The organism is Duganella dendranthematis, assembly GCF_012849375.1.
Taxonomy (GTDB): Bacteria; Pseudomonadota; Gammaproteobacteria; order Burkholderiales; family Burkholderiaceae_D; genus Rugamonas; species Rugamonas dendranthematis.
Window position 1 is genome coordinate 4,788,245 of sequence record NZ_CP051684.1, and the last position, 16,577, is coordinate 4,804,821.

Sequence of the window (16,577 nt, forward strand, 5' to 3'; positions counted from 1 at the left end):
AAGCATTATGCAAACCAAGCCATATCTCACTCTCGCCGACGTCAAGAAAATCGCTGTGGCCGCAGAAGCGGAAGCCGTGGCCAATAACTGGGCGGTCAGCATCGCCATCGTCGATGACGGCGGCCACCTGCTGTGGCAACAGCGTCTGGATGGCGCCAATGCGCTGTCGTCGCACATCGCCCCGGCCAAGGCGCGCGTGTCGGCGCTGGGCCGCCGCGAGTCCAAGCTGTATGAAGACGTGATCAACAACGGCCGCGTCTCGTTCCTGACCGCGCCGGCGCCGATGGCGGATGGCATGCTGGAAGGCGGCGTACCCGTCATCGTGGACGGCCACATCATCGGCGCCGTTGGCGTCTCGGGCGTCAAATCGAACGAAGATGCACAAATCGCCAAAGCTGGCATCGCTGCGCTGAACTAACCCCCGTTCCCCGCAAGGCACGAATGCCGTTTGGCTCAAAGCCAAGCGGCATTTTTTATTGGAGAATCGTCGCAGCATGCGAGCCGCATGTCTATAATGTGATATCGCCAGCGATATCGCTGCGATGCCATGACTCCAAAGCACTTGGCTAAAATCAAGAAGGTATTGCTGGAGATTCAGCGTTCACCACAGGGACGGAGGACGCTCGAATTCGAGGGGCTGGCCCGCGCATTGGGACGTGAACGTGACGGTCGTGGCAAGGAGCCAACCTGGTCGCGCCGTAGGGCGCCCGAGTTTTCACGGCCGTTGAGCATTCCGGCGCATAGCGCGACTGTCAAGGTGGGCACAGCGCGGTCCATTGTCAAGGTGCTGCTGGATGATGTGGCGGAATGGGAGCGATATTTTGAGGGTGGGTCCGATGGCGACAAAAATTGATGGCAAAATCCGGGCTATTCTGGCTCGCCCCTATGTGCGTCGCTTGCTGCCGGATGAGCAGGGTGGATACACTGCTTATATACATGAGTTTCCAGGATGCGTAGCGGAGGGTGAAACGGCGGATGAGGCGCTGGCCTGCCTGGACAAGGCTGCGTCGTCCTGGTTGGCGGTGTCCCTGTCGCTGGGGCAGCCCATTGCCATGCCGCTTGATCCGTTTCATTACACCGGCAAGATCGCGCTGAGGATACCGCGTAGTCTGCACAGCGATGTGGCGGAGTTGGCTCAATTGCAAGGCTGTAGCGTCAACCAACTGCTGGCGGTGGCGATCTCCGAGTACGTTGGCAGACAGGGCTTGCCGCAGGCGGATGCTCATCTGGCAAGCAAATAATCTGCCGGCGCTGCCTTGTCAGATAGGGTGGATTTGGTTATAATTCAAAGGTTTAGCCAAATCACATCTCTACCGTAGCGACTACCACTCACTCCATCATCAATTGACCATCCACCCGGGCCTGCGACGGCCGGGGATACTCGACGGTCGTCTGACGTGGCGCAGCTACGGTAACTTTATCAGGAGTTGCCCTTGCCGCCATTTTTTTCTGGCCCCGCCGTTCCAGCCATACTGGCCCTCGCTGACGGAACCATTTTCAAAGGTTTTTCGATCGGCGCCGCCGGTCATACGACCGGTGAAGTGGTCTTCAATACTTCCATGACCGGCTATCAGGAGATCCTCACCGATCCTTCCTACAGCCGCCAGATCGTCACGCTGACGTATCCCCACATCGGCAACTACGGCATCAACGCCGAAGACGTCGAAGCCTCCAAAGTGCACGCAGCCGGTCTAATCATCCGTGACCTGCCGCTGATCGCTTCCAATTTCCGCTCCACCCAGTCGCTGGGCGATTACCTGAAGGCCGAGAACATCGTCGCCATCGCCGGTATCGATACGCGCAAGCTGACCCGCATCCTGCGCGAGAAGGGCGCTCAATCCGGCGCCATTCTGGTCGGCACCCAGGGCAACGAGCCGTCGGCGTCGCAAGCGCTGGACCTGGCGCGTTCCTTCCCGGGCCTGTCCGGCATGGACCTGGCCAAGGTGGTGACCGTCAAGTCGACCTACGAATACACCGAAACCGAATGGACGCTGGGTGAAGGCTACGGCAAGCTGGCCGAAGCCGACCAGAAATTCCACGTGGTGGCCTACGACTTCGGCGTCAAGCGCAACATCCTGCGCATGCTGACCGCGCGCGGCTGCAAAGTCACCGTGGTGCCGGCCCAGACCACCGCCGAGGAAGTGCTGGCGCTGAACCCGGACGGCGTGTTCCTGTCGAACGGCCCTGGCGATCCAGAGCCATGCGATTACGCCATTTCCGCCGCCAAGGTCTTCATGGACAAGAAGCTGCCGCTGTTCGGCATCTGCCTTGGCCATCAGATCATGGGCCTGGCCTCCGGCGCCAAAACGCTGAAGATGAAGTTCGGCCACCACGGCGCCAACCACCCGGTGCAGGACCTGGACAGCAAGAAGGTCATGATCACCTCGCAGAACCACGGTTTCGCGGTCGATCCGAACACGCTGCCGGCCAACTGCCGCGTGACCCACGTGTCGCTGTTCGACGGCTCGCTGCAGGGCTTCGCCCGCACCGACACCCCGGCCTTCTGCTTCCAGGGCCACCCTGAAGCATCGCCTGGCCCGACTGACGTCGCTTACCTGTTTGACCGCTTCATCGGCCTGATGGAAGCTTCGGAGAAAAAATAAATGCCAAAACGTACAGACATTAAAAGCATCCTGATTATTGGCGCTGGCCCGATCATTATCGGCCAGGCCTGCGAGTTCGATTATTCCGGCGCCCAGGCCTGCAAGGCCCTGCGCGAAGAAGGCTACAAAGTCATTCTGGTCAACAGCAACCCTGCGACCATCATGACCGACCCGGAAATGGCCGATGTGACCTACATCGAGCCGATCACCTGGCAAATCGTCGAGAAGATCATCGCCAAGGAAAAGCCGGACGCGATCCTGCCGACCATGGGCGGCCAGACCGCGCTGAACTGCGCGCTGGACCTGCACCGCAACGGCATCCTGGACAAGTACAAGGTGGAACTGATCGGCGCGACGCCGGAAGCCATCGACAAGGCCGAAGACCGCTCCAAGTTCAAGGACGCGATGACCAAGATCGGTCTGGGCTCGGCCCGTTCCGGCGTGGCGCACTCGCTGGACGAAGCGTGGGCGGTGCAGAAGGAAGTCGGCTTCCCGACCATCATCCGTCCATCGTTCACCATGGGCGGCAGCGGCGGCGGCATCGCTTACAACGAAGAAGAATTCGAAGCGATCTGCAAACGCGGCCTGGAAGCTTCGCCAACCAACGAGCTGCTGATTGAAGAATCGCTGCTGGGCTGGAAAGAGTACGAGATGGAAGTGGTGCGCGACAAGGCGGACAACTGCATCATCATCTGCTCGATCGAAAACCTGGACCCGATGGGCGTGCACACCGGCGACTCGATCACCGTCGCTCCTGCGCAAACGCTGACCGACAAGGAATACCAGATCATGCGTAACGCCTCGCTGGCGGTGCTGCGTGAAATCGGCGTCGACACCGGCGGCTCCAACGTGCAGTTCTCGATCAACCCGGCCGATGGCCGCATGATCGTCATCGAAATGAATCCGCGCGTATCGCGTTCGTCGGCGCTGGCGTCGAAAGCCACCGGCTTCCCGATCGCCAAGGTGGCGGCCAAGCTGGCTGTGGGCTTCACGCTGGATGAGCTGCGCAACGAGATCACCGGCGGCGCTACGCCGGCATCGTTCGAACCGTCGATCGACTACGTCGTGACCAAGATCCCGCGCTTCACGTTTGAAAAATTCCCGACCGCCGACCACCACCTGACCACGCAGATGAAATCCGTCGGCGAAGTGATGGCGATTGGCCGCACCTTCCAGGAATCGTTCCAGAAAGCGCTGCGCGGTCTGGAAGTGGGCGTAGATGGCCTGAACGAAAAAACCAAGGACCGCGAGAAGATCGAAGAGGAACTGGGCGAGCCAGGTCCTGAGCGTATCTGGTACGTGGGCGACGCCTTCGCGCAAGGCTTCACCATGGAAGAAGTGCACCAGCTGACCAAGATCGACCCATGGTTCCTGATCCAGATTAAAGAGATCGTCGACCTGGAACTGTGGATGGATACCCAGAAGCTGGAGCAGCTGGACAAGACCACGCTGTACAAGCTGAAACAGAAGGGCTTCTCGGACCGTCGTCTGGCCTTCCTGCTGCAAACCACGCCGGCCGAAGTGCGCAAGTACCGCCATGGCCTGGGCATCCGCCCGGTCTACAAGCGCGTGGACACCTGCGCGGCGGAATTCGCCACCAACACCGCGTATATGTACTCGACATACGATGAAGAGTGCGAGTCCAATCCGACCGACAAGAAGAAGATCATGGTGCTGGGCGGTGGTCCTAACCGTATCGGCCAGGGTATCGAATTCGATTACTGCTGCGTACACGCGGCGCTGGCGATGCGCGAAGACGGCTACGAGACCATCATGGTCAACTGCAATCCGGAGACCGTGTCGACCGACTACGATACCTCGGATCGCCTGTACTTCGAATCGCTGACGCTGGAAGACGTGCTGGAAATCGTCGAGCTGGAAAAGCCGGTCGGCGTGATCGTGCAGTACGGCGGCCAGACCCCGTTGAAACTGGCGCTGGACCTGGAAGCCAACGGCGTGCCGATCGTCGGCACCTCGCCGGACATGATCGACGCCGCCGAAGACCGCGAGCGTTTCCAGAAGCTGCTGCAAGACCTGGGTCTGCGTCAGCCGCCTAACCGCACCGCGCGCACCGAAGCCGACGCCTTGGCGCTGGCGCAGGAAATCGGCTACCCGCTGGTGGTGCGTCCTTCCTACGTGCTGGGTGGCCGCGCGATGGAAATCGTTCACGAGCAGCGTGACCTGGAGCGCTACATGCGCGAAGCGGTCAAGGTGTCGAACGATTCGCCGGTGCTGCTGGACCGCTTCCTGAACGACGCCATCGAGTGCGACGTCGACTGCATCTCGGACGGCGACACCACCTTCATCGGCGGCGTGATGGAACACATCGAACAAGCTGGCGTCCACTCGGGCGACTCGGCGTGCTCGCTGCCGCCGTACTCGCTGGCGCAGGAGACCATCGATGAACTGAAGCGCCAGACCGCGCTGATGGCCAAGGGCCTGAACGTGGTCGGCTTGATGAACGTGCAGTTCGCGATCCAGAAGCAAGAGGGCCAGGACGTGGTCTACGTGCTGGAAGTGAACCCGCGCGCCTCGCGCACCGTGCCATTCGTGTCGAAGGCCACCGGCCTGCAACTGGCCAAGATCGCCGCGCGCTGCATGGTCGGCCAGAAGCTGGCAGACCAGGGCGTGACCACCGAAGTGGTGCCGCCGTACTACAGCGTCAAGGAAGCCGTGTTCCCGTTCGTGAAATTCCCAGGCGTGGACACCATCCTCGGCCCTGAGATGAAATCGACCGGTGAAGTCATGGGTGTCGGTAAAACCTTCGGCGAAGCCTTCGTCAAGTCGCAGCTGGGCGCCGGCGTCAAGCTGCCGAAATCGGGCAAGGTCTTCCTGTCGGTGAAATCGTCGGACAAGCCGCGCGCCGTGAAAGTGGCGCGCGACCTGGTCGACATGGGCTTCACGCTGGCCGCCACCAAGGGCACGGCGGCGGTGATTGCGGCGGCCGGCATTCCGGTCACCGCGGTCAACAAGGTAGTGGAAGGCCGTCCGCACATCGTCGACATGATCAAGAACCATGAACTGGTCCTGGTCATCAACACGGTGGAAGAAAAACGCAACGCCATCGTCGACTCGCGTGCCATCCGCACTTCGTCGCTGGCGTCGCGCGTGACGACCTACACCACCATCGCCGGCGCTGAAGCGGCGGTCGAAGGCATCCGCCATCTCGACGAATTGCGTGTGTACGATTTACAAGGGCTGCATAAAACCTTACACTAAGGTTTAATAAGGTTTAGGTAGTACCCGGACCACAGAGCTCGCGCTGAAGGTTGGCGCGGCCTCTGTGGTTTTCCATTGTAAAAACAGAGTAAATAGACAACATGACTTCAGTTCCACTTACCAAGTTCGGCGCCGAACTCTTGAAAGAAGAGTTGCACCAGTTGAAGACCAAAGAACGCCGTATCGTGATCGACGCGATTGCCGAAGCACGCTCGCATGGCGACCTGTCGGAAAACGCCGAGTACGATGCCGCCAAAGAGCGCCAGGCATTCGTGGAAGGCCGCATCGCGGAACTGGAAGGCAAGCTGAGCGCCGCGCAAATCATCGATCCAGCCACGCTGGACGCCGAAGGCCGCGTGGTGTTCGCCTCGACGGTCGACCTGGAAGACCTGGAATCGGGCGCCAAGGTGACCTACCAGATCGTCGGCATCGATGAAGCCGACCTGAAACTGAGCAAAGTGTCGGTGACCTCGCCGATCGCCCGCGCGCTGATCGGCAAGTCGGCCGGCGACGTGGTGGAAGTGCAGGCCCCATCGGGTCCGCGCGAATACGAAATTCTGGAAGTGCGCTACATCTGATGTTACTCGCCCGTACACGCCTGCTGGTCGCGACCCTGTGGGCCGGCAGTTTATGGGCGGTGGGTTATCTGGCCGCACCGACCCTGTTTGCCACGCTGAGTGATCGCGTGCTGGCCGGCACCATTGCCGGCAATCTGTTCACCAACCAGGCCTGGTTGTCGATCGCGTGCGCACTGGTGATGCTGGTGCTGCTGTGGGCGACCCAGACCAGCACCGGCGGCATTTTTGCCGGACCGGCAGCGAATATGGCGGCCAAATCGCGCCGTACCTTGCTGATTATCGTGCTGGTGATGTTGGCTTGCACGCTGGTGTCGCACTTCGGCTTACAGCCGATGATGGCGGCGCTGCGCGCGGCGGCGGGGCCGGGCGGTGTGATGGAGGAGGCGGCGAAGAATAAATTCGGCGTCCTGCACGGCATTTCCAGCGTGATCTATCTGATTCAAAGCCTGCTGGCTGCGTGGCTGGTAGTAAAACAATAAGCTATGTCATTGCCGCGCAGGCGGCAATCCATACTCAGCATGGATTCCCGCTTGCGCGGGAATGACCTTAGCCCAAGACAGTCTTTTTGGTCGACTTCTGACGCGCCTTGGCGCGTTTGATATTACCGCCCTGCGTAACGCGCTCATTCCCCTTCAGCACGACTTTGGTGACCGATGGTCGCTTGGTGCCGCTCGGGCTAGGCTTGACGATGGTGACTTCGCGCATGCCTTTGCCGGCGCTGCCGCTGCGGGCTTTCTCGGTTTCCACTTTCGGACGGTACAGCACCAGCAGCTTGCCAATATGTTGCACCGGCGCAGCCTTCAGCTGTTCGCAGATGGTTTCGTACATGGCGATACGGGCTTCGCGGTCGTCGCCGAACACGCGCACTTTGATCAGGCCGTGGGAATCGAGACCCAGCGCGATTTCCTTGAGGACGTTGGCAGTCAGTCCGTCGGCGCCAATCATGACGATTGGATTCAGGCCGTGGGCTTCGGCGCGCAGCGCGCTGCGCTCGGCGGGAGTAAGTTTGATCATAAAATTCTTTTAGTAGGTTCCTTAAAGGCAGTATTCTACGCGAATGGCTAAGAACAAATTAAACAAAAACTGGATTCACGACCATATTAACGACCCTTACGTGAAATTGGCCCAGAAAGAGGGCTATCGCGCCCGTGCGGCTTTCAAACTGAAAGAGATTGATGAAGAAGAGAAACTGATCAAGCCCGGCCAGGTCATTGTCGACCTGGGCTGTACACCGGGGAGCTGGGGTCAGTACGTGCGGCGCAAGCTGGCGGGCAAGGAGGGCGGCGGCATCAACGGCACGCTGATCGGCCTCGACATGCTGCCGATGGAGCCGATTGCCGACTTCCACTTTATCCAGGGCGACTTCCGCGAGCCTGACGTACTGCAGCAACTGGAAAACGTGGTGCAGGGGCAAAAAGTTGACTTGGTGTTATCGGATATGGCGCCTAACCTGTCCGGCATCCACGATTCCGACGCCGCCCGCATGGAGCATCTGATTGACCTGGCGATTGAATTTTCACAGGCCCATTTAAAACCCGGCGGCGCTTTGCTGGTCAAATGTTTCAAGGACATGGGATTCAACGATATTGTGCTGAAATTCCGTGCCGAATTTAAAACAGTAGTACAAAAGAAACCTAAAGCCAGCCGCGACAAGTCGTCCGAGATTTTCCTGCTCGGCCGTGGCCTGAAAAACCCAACCGACGGCATGGCATCGGCGCAACCTTTGGAATCTGATGGCTGGCACCCTTGATATTTGCTGAACAACCCGCACATCAAACCCCGGGAAAGCCGTTTTTGCCTTGATTGCGGTAAGATTTTGGCGAAATAATGTGCTTTTCAGCCGGTTTTTGACCGGCGCACGGCAGGTTTCTGGCAACGCCTGCCTATTGCGAGTAAAATCAGAGTTCAGCCAGGTTTATCGATGCGTCTCGCATCCAAGGAGTTTTCGTGAATAACATGTTTTCCAAATCAGCCATCTGGGTAGTCGTGGTACTGCTCCTGCTTATGCTGTACAAGCAGTTTGATAGCCATGGCGTAACCGGCGGAGCGAAACCAATCGCTTATTCCGACTTGCTGGATGACGTGAAAGCCAAACGCATCAAGGATGTCGTGATTGAAGGCGGCACCATCACCGCCACCCGCAGCGACGACACCAAAGTCCGCACCACCGCCACGCTGTACGATCGCGGCCTGATCGGCGACCTGCGCGACAACGGCATCCACTTCGACATCAAACCGCCTGAGGAGCCATCGTTCCTGTCGCAGGTGTTCGTGTCGTGGTTCCCGATGCTGCTGCTGATCGGCGTCTGGATCTTCTTCATGCGCCAGATGCAGGGCGGCGGCAAGGGCGGCGCGTTCTCCTTCGGCAAGTCGAAGGCACGCATGATGGATGAGACCAATAACACCGTCACCCTGTCCGACGTGGCAGGCTGCGATGAAGCCAAGGAAGAGGTCGGCGAGATCGTCGAGTTCCTCAAGGACCCGAGCAAGTTCCAGAAACTGGGCGGCCGCATCCCGCGCGGCGTGCTGATGGTGGGTCCTCCAGGTACCGGTAAAACCCTGCTGGCGCGTGCCATTGCCGGCGAGGCCAAAGTACCGTTCTTCTCGATTTCCGGTTCGGACTTCGTTGAAATGTTCGTCGGTGTCGGCGCCTCCCGCGTACGTGACATGTTCGAGAACGCCAAGAAGCATTCGCCGTGCATCATTTTCATCGATGAGATCGACGCTGTCGGCCGTCACCGTGGCGCCGGCATGGGCGGCGGTAACGACGAACGCGAACAGACGCTGAATCAGCTGCTGGTGGAAATGGACGGCTTCGAAGCGCAGTCCGGCGTGATCGTGATTGCTGCCACTAACCGCGCCGACGTGCTGGATAAAGCGCTGCTGCGTCCGGGCCGTTTCGACCGTCAGGTCAGCGTTGGCCTGCCGGATATCCGCGGCCGCGAACAGATCCTGAACGTGCACATGCGCAAAGTGCCGATCGGCACCGACGTTAAGGCCGACATTCTGGCCCGCGGCACCCCTGGCTTCTCGGGCGCCGATCTGGCCAACCTGGTCAACGAGGCTGCGCTGTTTGCCGCGCGTCGCTCGAAGCGTCTGGTCGATATGGCCGACTTCGAAGATGCCAAGGACAAGATCTACATGGGGCCTGAGCGTAAATCGATGGTCATCCGCGAAGATGAGCGTCGCAACACCGCCTACCACGAGTCCGGTCACGCGGTGGTCGCCAAGCTGCTGCCGAAGGCTGACCCGGTCCACAAAGTGACCATCATGCCGCGCGGCTGGGCCCTGGGCCTGACCTGGCAGCTGCCTGAGCACGATAATATTTCGGGCTACAAGGACAAGATGCTGGAAGAGATTTCGATCCTGTTCGGCGGTCGTATCGCGGAAGAGATCTTTGTCGGCCAGATGTCGACCGGCGCCTCGAACGACTTCTCGCGCGCCACCAAGCTGGCCCGCTCGATGGTCACCAAGTTCGGTATGTCGGATGCGCTGGGCGTGATGGTGTATGAAGATACCCAGAACGACGGCTTCATGGGGGGCAGCAACAAGACCATTTCGGAAGCCACGCAGCAGAAAGTGGATGCGGAAATTCGCCACATCCTGGATCAGCAATATGCGCTGGCCCGCAAGCTGCTGTCGGACAACCGCGACAAAGTCGAAGTCATGACCAAGGCGCTGCTGGAGTGGGAAACCATCGATGCAGACCAGATCAACGACATTATGGCCGGCCTGGAGCCGCGTCCGCCGAAAGCCGGCGTGACGATCCGCAAACAGCCACCTAGCGATGGCGGCAGCGGTGTATCGCCAAGCGTGACCGCACCGGCCTAAGCACGCCGGGCTGCATCAACCACCAAGGGGTGAGGAGCGATCCTCGCCCTTTTTTATTCCAGTGTCACATGCAATCTACCTTACAGTTTGGCCGTTTTAATTACCCGTGGCGGGGGCAGGGCGTGCGCGCCCGCGTGATGGGTATCCTCAATGTGACGCCCGATTCATTCTCCGACGGTGGCAACTACCAGTCGCTGGAATTTGCGCTGTCGCACGCCGAGCAGATGATCGAGGCCGGTGTCGACATCATCGACGTCGGCGGCGAATCCACCCGGCCCGGCTCGCCGCCGGTCTCGCTGGAAGACGAGCTGCAACGCGTGATGCCGGTGCTGTACGCGCTGCGCGACCTCGGCCCGGCGATCTCGGTCGACACCTACAAGCCACAGGTGATGCGCGAAGCCATCATCGCCGGCGTGGACATGATCAACGACATCAACGGCTTCCGCGCCCCCGGCGCGCTGGAGGCCGTACGCGACAGCGACTGCGCGCTGTGCATCATGCACATGCAAAGCGACCCGCAACACATGCAGCTGGCGCCGGCCTATACCGACGTGGTGGCCGAGGTGATCGCCTTCCTGCACGAACGCGCCGAAGCGCTGCTGGCGGCCGGTATTGATCCACGTCGACTGTGCATCGATCCCGGCTTTGGCTTTGGCAAGACAGTGGAGCATAATTACGCCTTGCTGAAGGCCACCGCGCGCCTGATTGACGAGCTCAACCTGCCGCTGCTGGCGGGGCTGTCGCGCAAGTCGATGGTGGGCGCGGTGACCGGCAGGCCGGTCGAGCAGCGCATGGCCGGCAGCGTCGGCGGCGCCTTGGCGGCGGTGGCGCAGGGTGCGCTGATCGTCCGCGTGCACGACGTCGCGGAAACGGTCGACGCCCTCAAGGTCTGGCACGCAGCACACTAAAATAACAACTTAAAAGAGCACACATATGTCACGTAAATATTTTGGTACCGACGGCATTCGCGGCCTGGTCGGCGAAGCACCCATCACCCCTGACTTCGTCATGCGCCTCGGCTATGCGGCCGGCAAGGTCCTGGCCAGCAAGCGAAGCGGCGCCAGCCGTCCAACCGTGCTGATCGGCAAAGACACGCGCATCTCCGGCTACATGCTGGAAGCCGCGCTGGAAGCCGGCTTTTCGGCCGCCGGCGTCGACGTCATGCTGGCCGGCCCGATGCCGACTCCGGCGATCGCCTACCTGACGCGCGCGCTGCGCCTGTCGGCCGGCGTGGTGATCTCGGCCTCGCACAACCCGTTCCAGGACAACGGCATCAAATTCTTCTCGGCCCAGGGCGCCAAGCTGCCGGATGCGGTGGAGCTCGACATCGAAGCCGAGCTGGACCAGCCAATGCTGTGCGTGCCGTCGGAAAAACTGGGCCGCGCCAAGCGCCTGGACGACGCGCAAGGCCGCTACATCGAATTCTGCAAGAGCACCTTCCCGAACGAGCTGGACCTGCGCGGCCTGAAAGTCGTGGTCGACTGCGCCCACGGCGCCGCCTACAACATCGCCCCCCACGTGTTCCACGAACTCGGTGCGGAAGTGATCGCCATCGGCAATAAGCCGGACGGCTTTAACATCAACCTCGACCACGGCGCCACCGCCCCGGCCGCGATGGCCGCCGCAGTTCAGGCACACGGCGCCGACCTCGGCATCGCGCTGGACGGCGACGCCGACCGCCTGATCATGTGCGACGCCAATGGCCGCCTGTACAACGGCGACGAGCTGCTGTACCTGATGGTCATGGATCGCCTGGCCACCGGCCCGGTCGCCGGCGCGGTTGGCACGCTGATGACCAATATGGCCGTCGAGGTCGCCTTAAAAGAGAAGGGCATTGGCTTTGCCCGCGCCAAGGTCGGCGACCGCTACGTGCTGGAAGTGATGCAGGACAAGGGCTGGATACTGGGCGGCGAAGGGTCGGGCCACCTGCTGGCGCTGGACAAGCACACCACCGGCGACGGCATCATCTCCGCGCTGCAAGTGCTGTCGGCACTGAAGCGCGCCGGCAAATCGCTGGAAGAATGCTGCGCCGAGCTGGTGATCTTCCCGCAGACGCTGATCAACGTCCGCGTGCCTGCCGGCTTCGACTGGACCAGGAACGCCGCCATGGTGGCCGAAAAAGAAAAGGTCGAAGCTGAGCTGGGCAACAGTGGCCGCGTGCTGATTCGCGCCTCCGGCACCGAACCGCTGATCCGCGTGATGGTAGAGGCACGCGATGCCGACGCCGCCCAGTCGATGGCGCGCCGCATCGCCGACAAGGTTGAAAATTAAATCGACCGCTTTGATTGACGGATTCGCGGACAGCGACTAGAATACTGGTCTTCGGAGTGTAGCGCAGCCCGGTAGCGCACCTGGTTTGGGACCAGGGGGTCCAAGGTTCGAATCCTTGTACTCCGACCAAGAACTTTGAAACGGGTTGTCGAAAGACAGCCCGTTTTTCATTTCCGCCGCAGATTCCTGCAGCATTCTCTGCCCATAGCTCAGTTGGATAGAGCATCAGCCTTCTAAGCTGAGGGTCGCAGGTTCGATTCCTGCTGGGCAGGCCATAAAAAATACCGCGCCATCACGCCCTGGCAGCCGTCCTGCGTTCCAGCCATTCACTACCGCCATTGTTCAATGCCTTGCTCACCGCTGCCGGCGGCAGGCGATACACGGTCGCCCACGTGGCGCTGCCGTCGCTGGCATTGGAGGGAAAGCTACTGGACTCGATCGGCCAGTGGTATTTGCGTTTCAATGTTTTGATGATCGCGGCGAGCGAGGTGCGTCCTTGCAGCGGCGCGGTGCCGGTCTGGTCGGCATTTGACAGCAGCACCGCCAGCACGGCGCCACGCGCGGTCAGTGGACCGGGAAATTTAGGGGTTTTTGACATTCCATCATTCTATAGGAGGTTAATTCTGCCACTCCACCGTATGCGTTTTTTAGCGACAGCTATCGTGCCGATAGATTCATTTTTGTTGATATAAGGAATCTTTTCAGGCATAGTGCCCGGCATACATATCTATCCGATGCGCGGCCTCGCCCTAGCCGCCGCTTCTGCCTATCGCCGTTGTCCATCGCCGTGAACCCGCGAGTTTGGTTATTTACCCCGACTTTGCCACGTTCAGGAGCGTCACATGGATTCGTTCAAAAAATTAAAAATCGGTACACAGCTATCGCTGGGTTTTGGCATGTTGACGGCGCTGATGCTAGTGCTGGCCGTGTTTTCGGTGTTGCGCGTGTCGTCGTTGGCCAAGGCCTTCCACGAGGACAACCTCGTCACGGCAGATCGGCTAGAGCCGCTCTATGCAGCCCGTGAGGCGCTGGATCAGACCGGGCTGGCGGCACGCAACGCCTACATTTTTACCGATGATGCGGAAGCCACGAAGGAACTGGCCATCGTTGATGAGCAAAAGGCCATTTATCTGGCTGCCGTTGAGAAACTGACGCCGGCTTATGCCAGCGATCCGCAATTTGCCAAGGTCAAGGAAGGGCTGCTGGCGATGGCGGAGGAGCTAAAACGTCCGCGCAAGTACCGTGAGGCGGGAAAAATGGAGGAGTACGGCCGTTTTCTGGTGAATGAATGCAGCCCGCTGCGCCGCCGCATCGTGCAGGACATTGCGGTGCTGGTGACCTCCGCCCAGAAAGAGTCTGCCGCCGCCGCCGGTACGGTGGAAGACTACGCCACCGGCGCCCAGCGTCTGGTAACGGGACTGGCGGCCGTTGCGTTTGTCCTGAGCGTGGTGATCGCCGGCTTGATCAAGCGTCTGTTGCTGAAGCAACTGGGCGGCGAACCGGTATATGCCGCCGAGATCGCCACTCGCATTGCCAAGGGCGATCTGGCCGTGAGCGTCCATCTGGCGCCGGAAGACAAGGATAGTTTGCTGTTCGCCATCAAAGGCATGCGCGACAGCCTGGCTGGCATCGTCAGCGAAGTACGGCATGGCACCGAGGCGATTACCCATGCGTCGAACGAAATTGCCACCGGCAATGTGGACCTGTCGCAGCGCAGCGAGCAACAGGCGCAATCGCTAGAACGGGTGGCGACCGCCATGGAAGAGTTGACTTCAACCGTCAAGCAAAACGCCAGCAATGCGCAGCAGGCCAATCAGTTGTCACAATCGGCGTCGGATGTATCGGAGCAGGGCGGTGCGGTAATGCGCCAGGTGACCGATACCATGGAGTCGATTAATGATTCGTCTAAAAAGATCGTCGATATTATTTCTGTGATTGATGGTATTGCCTTCCAGACGAATATTCTGGCATTGAATGCGGCGGTGGAAGCGGCGCGTGCCGGGGAGCAAGGCCGTGGTTTTGCCGTGGTGGCTAGTGAAGTCAGGGTGTTGGCGCAGCGCGCAGCACAGGCGGCCAAGGAAATTAAGGTATTAATCGATGATTCGGTGGTTAAAGTCGGCAGCGGTTCGGAGCTGGTACAAAACGCTGGCATTACCATGCACGAAGTGGTCGATAGTGTCCGTCGCGTTACTGAAATTATGTCCGAGATTAGTCATGCCAGCCAGGAACAGAGTATTGGTATTCAAGAAGTCAGCCAGGCGCTAGGACAAATGGACGGTATGACGCAGCAGAATACGGCATTGGTCGAAGAAGCCACTGCCGCAGCAGAAGAATTAAAAGAACAAGCCATTCATTTAAGCGAAATCGTCGGCCAGTTTAAATTGGATGCATCGACCGCTTCGGTTTCTCATTTATCCGCGCAATCTGATTCCCATATTAGATCGCACACTCGTCCTCATCTTCGATTGGCAAATGGTTGATTAAAACCGGCGTGGCAGGGCGACCTGCCGCGTGCCTTGTTGCCTTGTCTCCATGCTAAAAATTAGCGTGAAGAAGCCCATTTCTGGCATACTCCGGTGGACTTACCCCAGAGGAGTACCTGATGAACATCGATACCATGGCCTTCACCCCCGGCGCTGCGCTGGCCGGCGGGTTGCTGATCGGCCTGGCTGCCGCTGTATTTGTTTTATTCAATGGCCGTATCGCCGGCATTAGCGGCATACTCGGCGGGCTGATCAAACCACGTAGCGGCGATATCGGTTGGCGCCTGGCGTTTACTGGCGGCCTGATTGGCGCGCCGGTGATTTACAGCTTATTCTGGCGACTGCCAGATATTCACATTGAAGCAAATCCCGTTACGCTGATCATTGCCGGTTTGATTGTCGGCTTTGGCACACGAATTGGTTCAGGCTGTACCAGCGGCCATGGCGTATGTGGCATATCCAGATTATCGCCACGATCAATTGTCGCTACCTTGACGTTTATGGCGATGGGCTTTGTCACTGTGTTTTTGGTGCGCCATCTATGATTATTATTTCTTTCCTGGCTGGCCTGATATTCGGCATCGGCCTGATTATTTCCGGCATGGCGGACCCTGCCAAGGTATTGGCGTTTCTGGACGTGGCGGGATTATGGAATCCATCCTTGATATTCGTGATGGCCGGCGCAATCGGCGTTGGTTTCTTCGCTTTTCTATGGGCGAAGTCGCGCAAAACCACGCTGTTGGGTGGGGACATGAAATTACCTTCCGCCACTAAGATTGATAGGCGGCTGATTATCGGCGCGGTGATGTTTGGAATAGGTTGGGGCATTGCCGGATTTTGTCCCGGCCCGGCTTTGGTCGGTCTCGGCATGGGTTTGCCGAAGGCGCTGATCTTCGTCGCCGCCATGCTGGCAGGCATGGCGCTGTACGAATTGCTCGATTGACCGCGCGGTGGATAACTTTTACTGCGAAAAAATTACGCAGTAAACATTTGTTCTTTTAAAACAAGCACTTGTTTGTGCCACCTGTGGCTTGTTAACAGGCTTATCCACAGAATTTGTTAACAACCGCTGGCGACACAACCTTAGCCAAACATGGGCGTGAACATTTTGCGCTGCAGGGGACTGATTTCCTTGCGCCACAAGCGCGGCAGCAGGGGATCGGGCACGAAAGCCTGGGACTTGTAGAAATCGTCGGTGCCTTCCGCAGCCTCCAGCACCAGTCGCTGGATACCGGTGCCCAGGCAGTATTGCTCGATCCGCTTGACCAGCCAGTGACCAACACCTCGGCCGCGATACTGGCTCATGATCATGAGTTCCGACACAAAGCAGAACATCGGCGGCGCCATTTCCAGCCGGGCGATACCGATCTGCTTGTTCTTCAGTTCGACCGCCACCCATTGGATGGTGCCGCGCGGGTCCGCTGCCTTTGGGGGCGGTGTTCCACCCTTGAAGCCGGCGTCTTTGCGGAAGGCCAGCAAGACCTTGTCAGTCGGGGGCGCCTTCATGGGGCGAAATTGTACGTCGAGATCCATATACGCGCTTTTTACTAAGTAATACACTTAGCCTACGGCGCGCACTGTAGGAGCGCAAG

General features: G+C 59.5%; 17 protein-coding genes and 2 tRNA genes. 16 read left to right on the forward strand and 3 right to left on the reverse strand.

Annotated elements, in window-relative coordinates; translation table 11 throughout:
* Positions 1–7 precede the first annotated feature (7 nt).
* The 7 genes from HH213_RS22035 (at position 8) to HH213_RS22065 (ending at position 6,879) form a co-directional block, all read left to right on the forward strand.
* Positions 8–418, forward strand: a complete 411-nt coding sequence (locus HH213_RS22035; protein ID WP_110848394.1) for a GlcG/HbpS family heme-binding protein — start codon at positions 8–10, stop codon at positions 416–418.
* A gap of 129 nt (positions 419–547) precedes the next feature.
* Positions 548–853 (forward strand): hypothetical protein, encoded by a 306-nt coding sequence (locus tag HH213_RS22040; RefSeq protein WP_169113652.1) that lies wholly within the window; start codon positions 548–550, stop codon positions 851–853.
* Positions 837–1,241, forward strand: coding sequence for a toxin-antitoxin system HicB family antitoxin (locus HH213_RS22045; protein WP_169113653.1), 405 nt, complete (start codon positions 837–839; stop codon positions 1,239–1,241). The genes HH213_RS22040 and HH213_RS22045 overlap by 17 nt, the downstream gene beginning before the upstream one ends.
* Before the next feature lie 192 nt (positions 1,242–1,433).
* Positions 1,434–2,603: a glutamine-hydrolyzing carbamoyl-phosphate synthase small subunit gene (gene carA / locus HH213_RS22050; protein WP_169113654.1), complete on the forward strand. Its 1,170-nt coding sequence runs from the start codon at positions 1,434–1,436 to the stop codon at positions 2,601–2,603.
* Positions 2,604–5,822 (forward strand): carbamoyl-phosphate synthase large subunit, encoded by a 3,219-nt coding sequence (gene carB / locus HH213_RS22055; RefSeq protein ID WP_110848392.1) that lies wholly within the window; start codon positions 2,604–2,606, stop codon positions 5,820–5,822. It begins immediately after the preceding gene.
* A 101-nt stretch (positions 5,823–5,923) separates the two neighbouring features.
* Entirely contained in the window at positions 5,924–6,400 is a 477-nt protein-coding gene (greA, locus tag HH213_RS22060) for a transcription elongation factor GreA (protein ID WP_110848391.1), read from the forward strand.
* Entirely contained in the window at positions 6,400–6,879 is a 480-nt protein-coding gene (locus tag HH213_RS22065) for a DUF4149 domain-containing protein (RefSeq protein WP_110848390.1), read from the forward strand. The genes greA and HH213_RS22065 overlap by 1 nt, the downstream gene beginning before the upstream one ends.
* 67 nt (positions 6,880–6,946) lie before the next feature.
* Here HH213_RS22065 and HH213_RS22070 read toward each other — a convergent pair whose 3' ends face one another.
* A complete protein-coding gene (locus tag HH213_RS22070; protein ID WP_110848389.1) occupies positions 6,947–7,414 on the reverse strand; it encodes a YhbY family RNA-binding protein in 468 nt (155 codons plus the stop codon).
* 43 nt (positions 7,415–7,457) lie between these two features.
* Between HH213_RS22070 and HH213_RS22075 the strand changes: the two genes are divergently transcribed.
* From HH213_RS22075 to HH213_RS22100, 6 genes are all read left to right on the forward strand, one after another.
* Positions 7,458–8,150 (forward strand): RlmE family RNA methyltransferase, encoded by a 693-nt coding sequence (locus tag HH213_RS22075; protein ID WP_110848388.1) that lies wholly within the window; start codon positions 7,458–7,460, stop codon positions 8,148–8,150.
* Between the two features lie 197 nt (positions 8,151–8,347).
* Positions 8,348–10,231: an ATP-dependent zinc metalloprotease FtsH gene (gene ftsH, locus HH213_RS22080; RefSeq protein WP_169113655.1), complete on the forward strand. Its 1,884-nt coding sequence runs from the start codon at positions 8,348–8,350 to the stop codon at positions 10,229–10,231.
* 68 nt (positions 10,232–10,299) lie between these two features.
* Positions 10,300–11,139 (forward strand): dihydropteroate synthase, encoded by an 840-nt coding sequence (gene folP / locus HH213_RS22085; protein WP_169113656.1) that lies wholly within the window; start codon positions 10,300–10,302, stop codon positions 11,137–11,139.
* Positions 11,140–11,164: 25 nt separating this feature from the next.
* Positions 11,165–12,502, forward strand: a complete 1,338-nt coding sequence (gene glmM, locus HH213_RS22090) for a phosphoglucosamine mutase (protein ID WP_110848385.1) — start codon at positions 11,165–11,167, stop codon at positions 12,500–12,502.
* A 52-nt stretch (positions 12,503–12,554) separates the two neighbouring features.
* Positions 12,555–12,631 (forward strand) — tRNA-Pro (locus tag HH213_RS22095).
* Positions 12,632–12,700: 69 nt separating this feature from the next.
* A tRNA-Arg gene (locus HH213_RS22100) sits at positions 12,701–12,777 on the forward strand.
* 17 nt (positions 12,778–12,794) lie between these two features.
* On the opposite strand, the gene HH213_RS22105 is transcribed toward HH213_RS22100, so the two are convergent.
* Positions 12,795–13,100, reverse strand: a complete 306-nt coding sequence (locus HH213_RS22105; RefSeq protein ID WP_169113657.1) for a hypothetical protein — start codon at positions 13,098–13,100, stop codon at positions 12,795–12,797.
* 244 nt (positions 13,101–13,344) lie between these two features.
* Between HH213_RS22105 and HH213_RS22110 the strand changes: the two genes are divergently transcribed.
* The 3 genes from HH213_RS22110 to HH213_RS22120 all read left to right on the forward strand — a co-directional run bounded on the left by HH213_RS22110 (position 13,345) and on the right by HH213_RS22120 (position 15,928).
* Entirely contained in the window at positions 13,345–14,982 is a 1,638-nt protein-coding gene (locus HH213_RS22110) for a methyl-accepting chemotaxis protein (RefSeq protein WP_169113658.1), read from the forward strand.
* 122 nt (positions 14,983–15,104) lie between these two features.
* Entirely contained in the window at positions 15,105–15,530 is a 426-nt protein-coding gene (locus HH213_RS22115) for a YeeE/YedE family protein (RefSeq protein ID WP_169113659.1), read from the forward strand.
* Positions 15,527–15,928, forward strand: coding sequence for a DUF6691 family protein (locus HH213_RS22120; RefSeq protein ID WP_169113660.1), 402 nt, complete (start codon positions 15,527–15,529; stop codon positions 15,926–15,928). The genes HH213_RS22115 and HH213_RS22120 overlap by 4 nt, the downstream gene beginning before the upstream one ends.
* Before the next feature lie 140 nt (positions 15,929–16,068).
* Here HH213_RS22120 and HH213_RS22125 read toward each other — a convergent pair whose 3' ends face one another.
* Positions 16,069–16,518: a GNAT family N-acetyltransferase gene (locus HH213_RS22125; RefSeq protein ID WP_110848380.1), complete on the reverse strand. Its 450-nt coding sequence runs from the start codon at positions 16,516–16,518 to the stop codon at positions 16,069–16,071.
* Positions 16,519–16,577: the final 59 nt, after the last annotated feature.

Coding starts and splice junctions, on each gene's coding strand:
- HH213_RS22065 (WP_110848390.1), top strand. CDS start 6,400: ATGTTACTCGCCCGTACACGCCTGCTGGTCGCGACCCTGTGGGCCGGC.
- HH213_RS22075 (WP_110848388.1), top strand. CDS start 7,458: ATGGCTAAGAACAAATTAAACAAAAACTGGATTCACGACCATATTAAC.
- HH213_RS22105 (WP_169113657.1), bottom strand. CDS start 13,100: ATGTCAAAAACCCCTAAATTTCCCGGTCCACTGACCGCGCGTGGCGCC.
- HH213_RS22070 (WP_110848389.1), bottom strand. CDS start 7,414: ATGATCAAACTTACTCCCGCCGAGCGCAGCGCGCTGCGCGCCGAAGCC.
- carB (WP_110848392.1), top strand. CDS start 2,604: ATGCCAAAACGTACAGACATTAAAAGCATCCTGATTATTGGCGCTGGC.
- glmM (WP_110848385.1), top strand. CDS start 11,165: ATGTCACGTAAATATTTTGGTACCGACGGCATTCGCGGCCTGGTCGGC.
- HH213_RS22120 (WP_169113660.1), top strand. CDS start 15,527: ATGATTATTATTTCTTTCCTGGCTGGCCTGATATTCGGCATCGGCCTG.
- HH213_RS22040 (WP_169113652.1), top strand. CDS start 548: ATGACTCCAAAGCACTTGGCTAAAATCAAGAAGGTATTGCTGGAGATT.
- HH213_RS22110 (WP_169113658.1), top strand. CDS start 13,345: ATGGATTCGTTCAAAAAATTAAAAATCGGTACACAGCTATCGCTGGGT.
- HH213_RS22115 (WP_169113659.1), top strand. CDS start 15,105: ATGAACATCGATACCATGGCCTTCACCCCCGGCGCTGCGCTGGCCGGC.
- HH213_RS22035 (WP_110848394.1), top strand. CDS start 8: ATGCAAACCAAGCCATATCTCACTCTCGCCGACGTCAAGAAAATCGCT.
- greA (WP_110848391.1), top strand. CDS start 5,924: ATGACTTCAGTTCCACTTACCAAGTTCGGCGCCGAACTCTTGAAAGAA.
- HH213_RS22125 (WP_110848380.1), bottom strand. CDS start 16,518: ATGGATCTCGACGTACAATTTCGCCCCATGAAGGCGCCCCCGACTGAC.
- HH213_RS22045 (WP_169113653.1), top strand. CDS start 837: ATGGCGACAAAAATTGATGGCAAAATCCGGGCTATTCTGGCTCGCCCC.
- folP (WP_169113656.1), top strand. CDS start 10,300: ATGCAATCTACCTTACAGTTTGGCCGTTTTAATTACCCGTGGCGGGGG.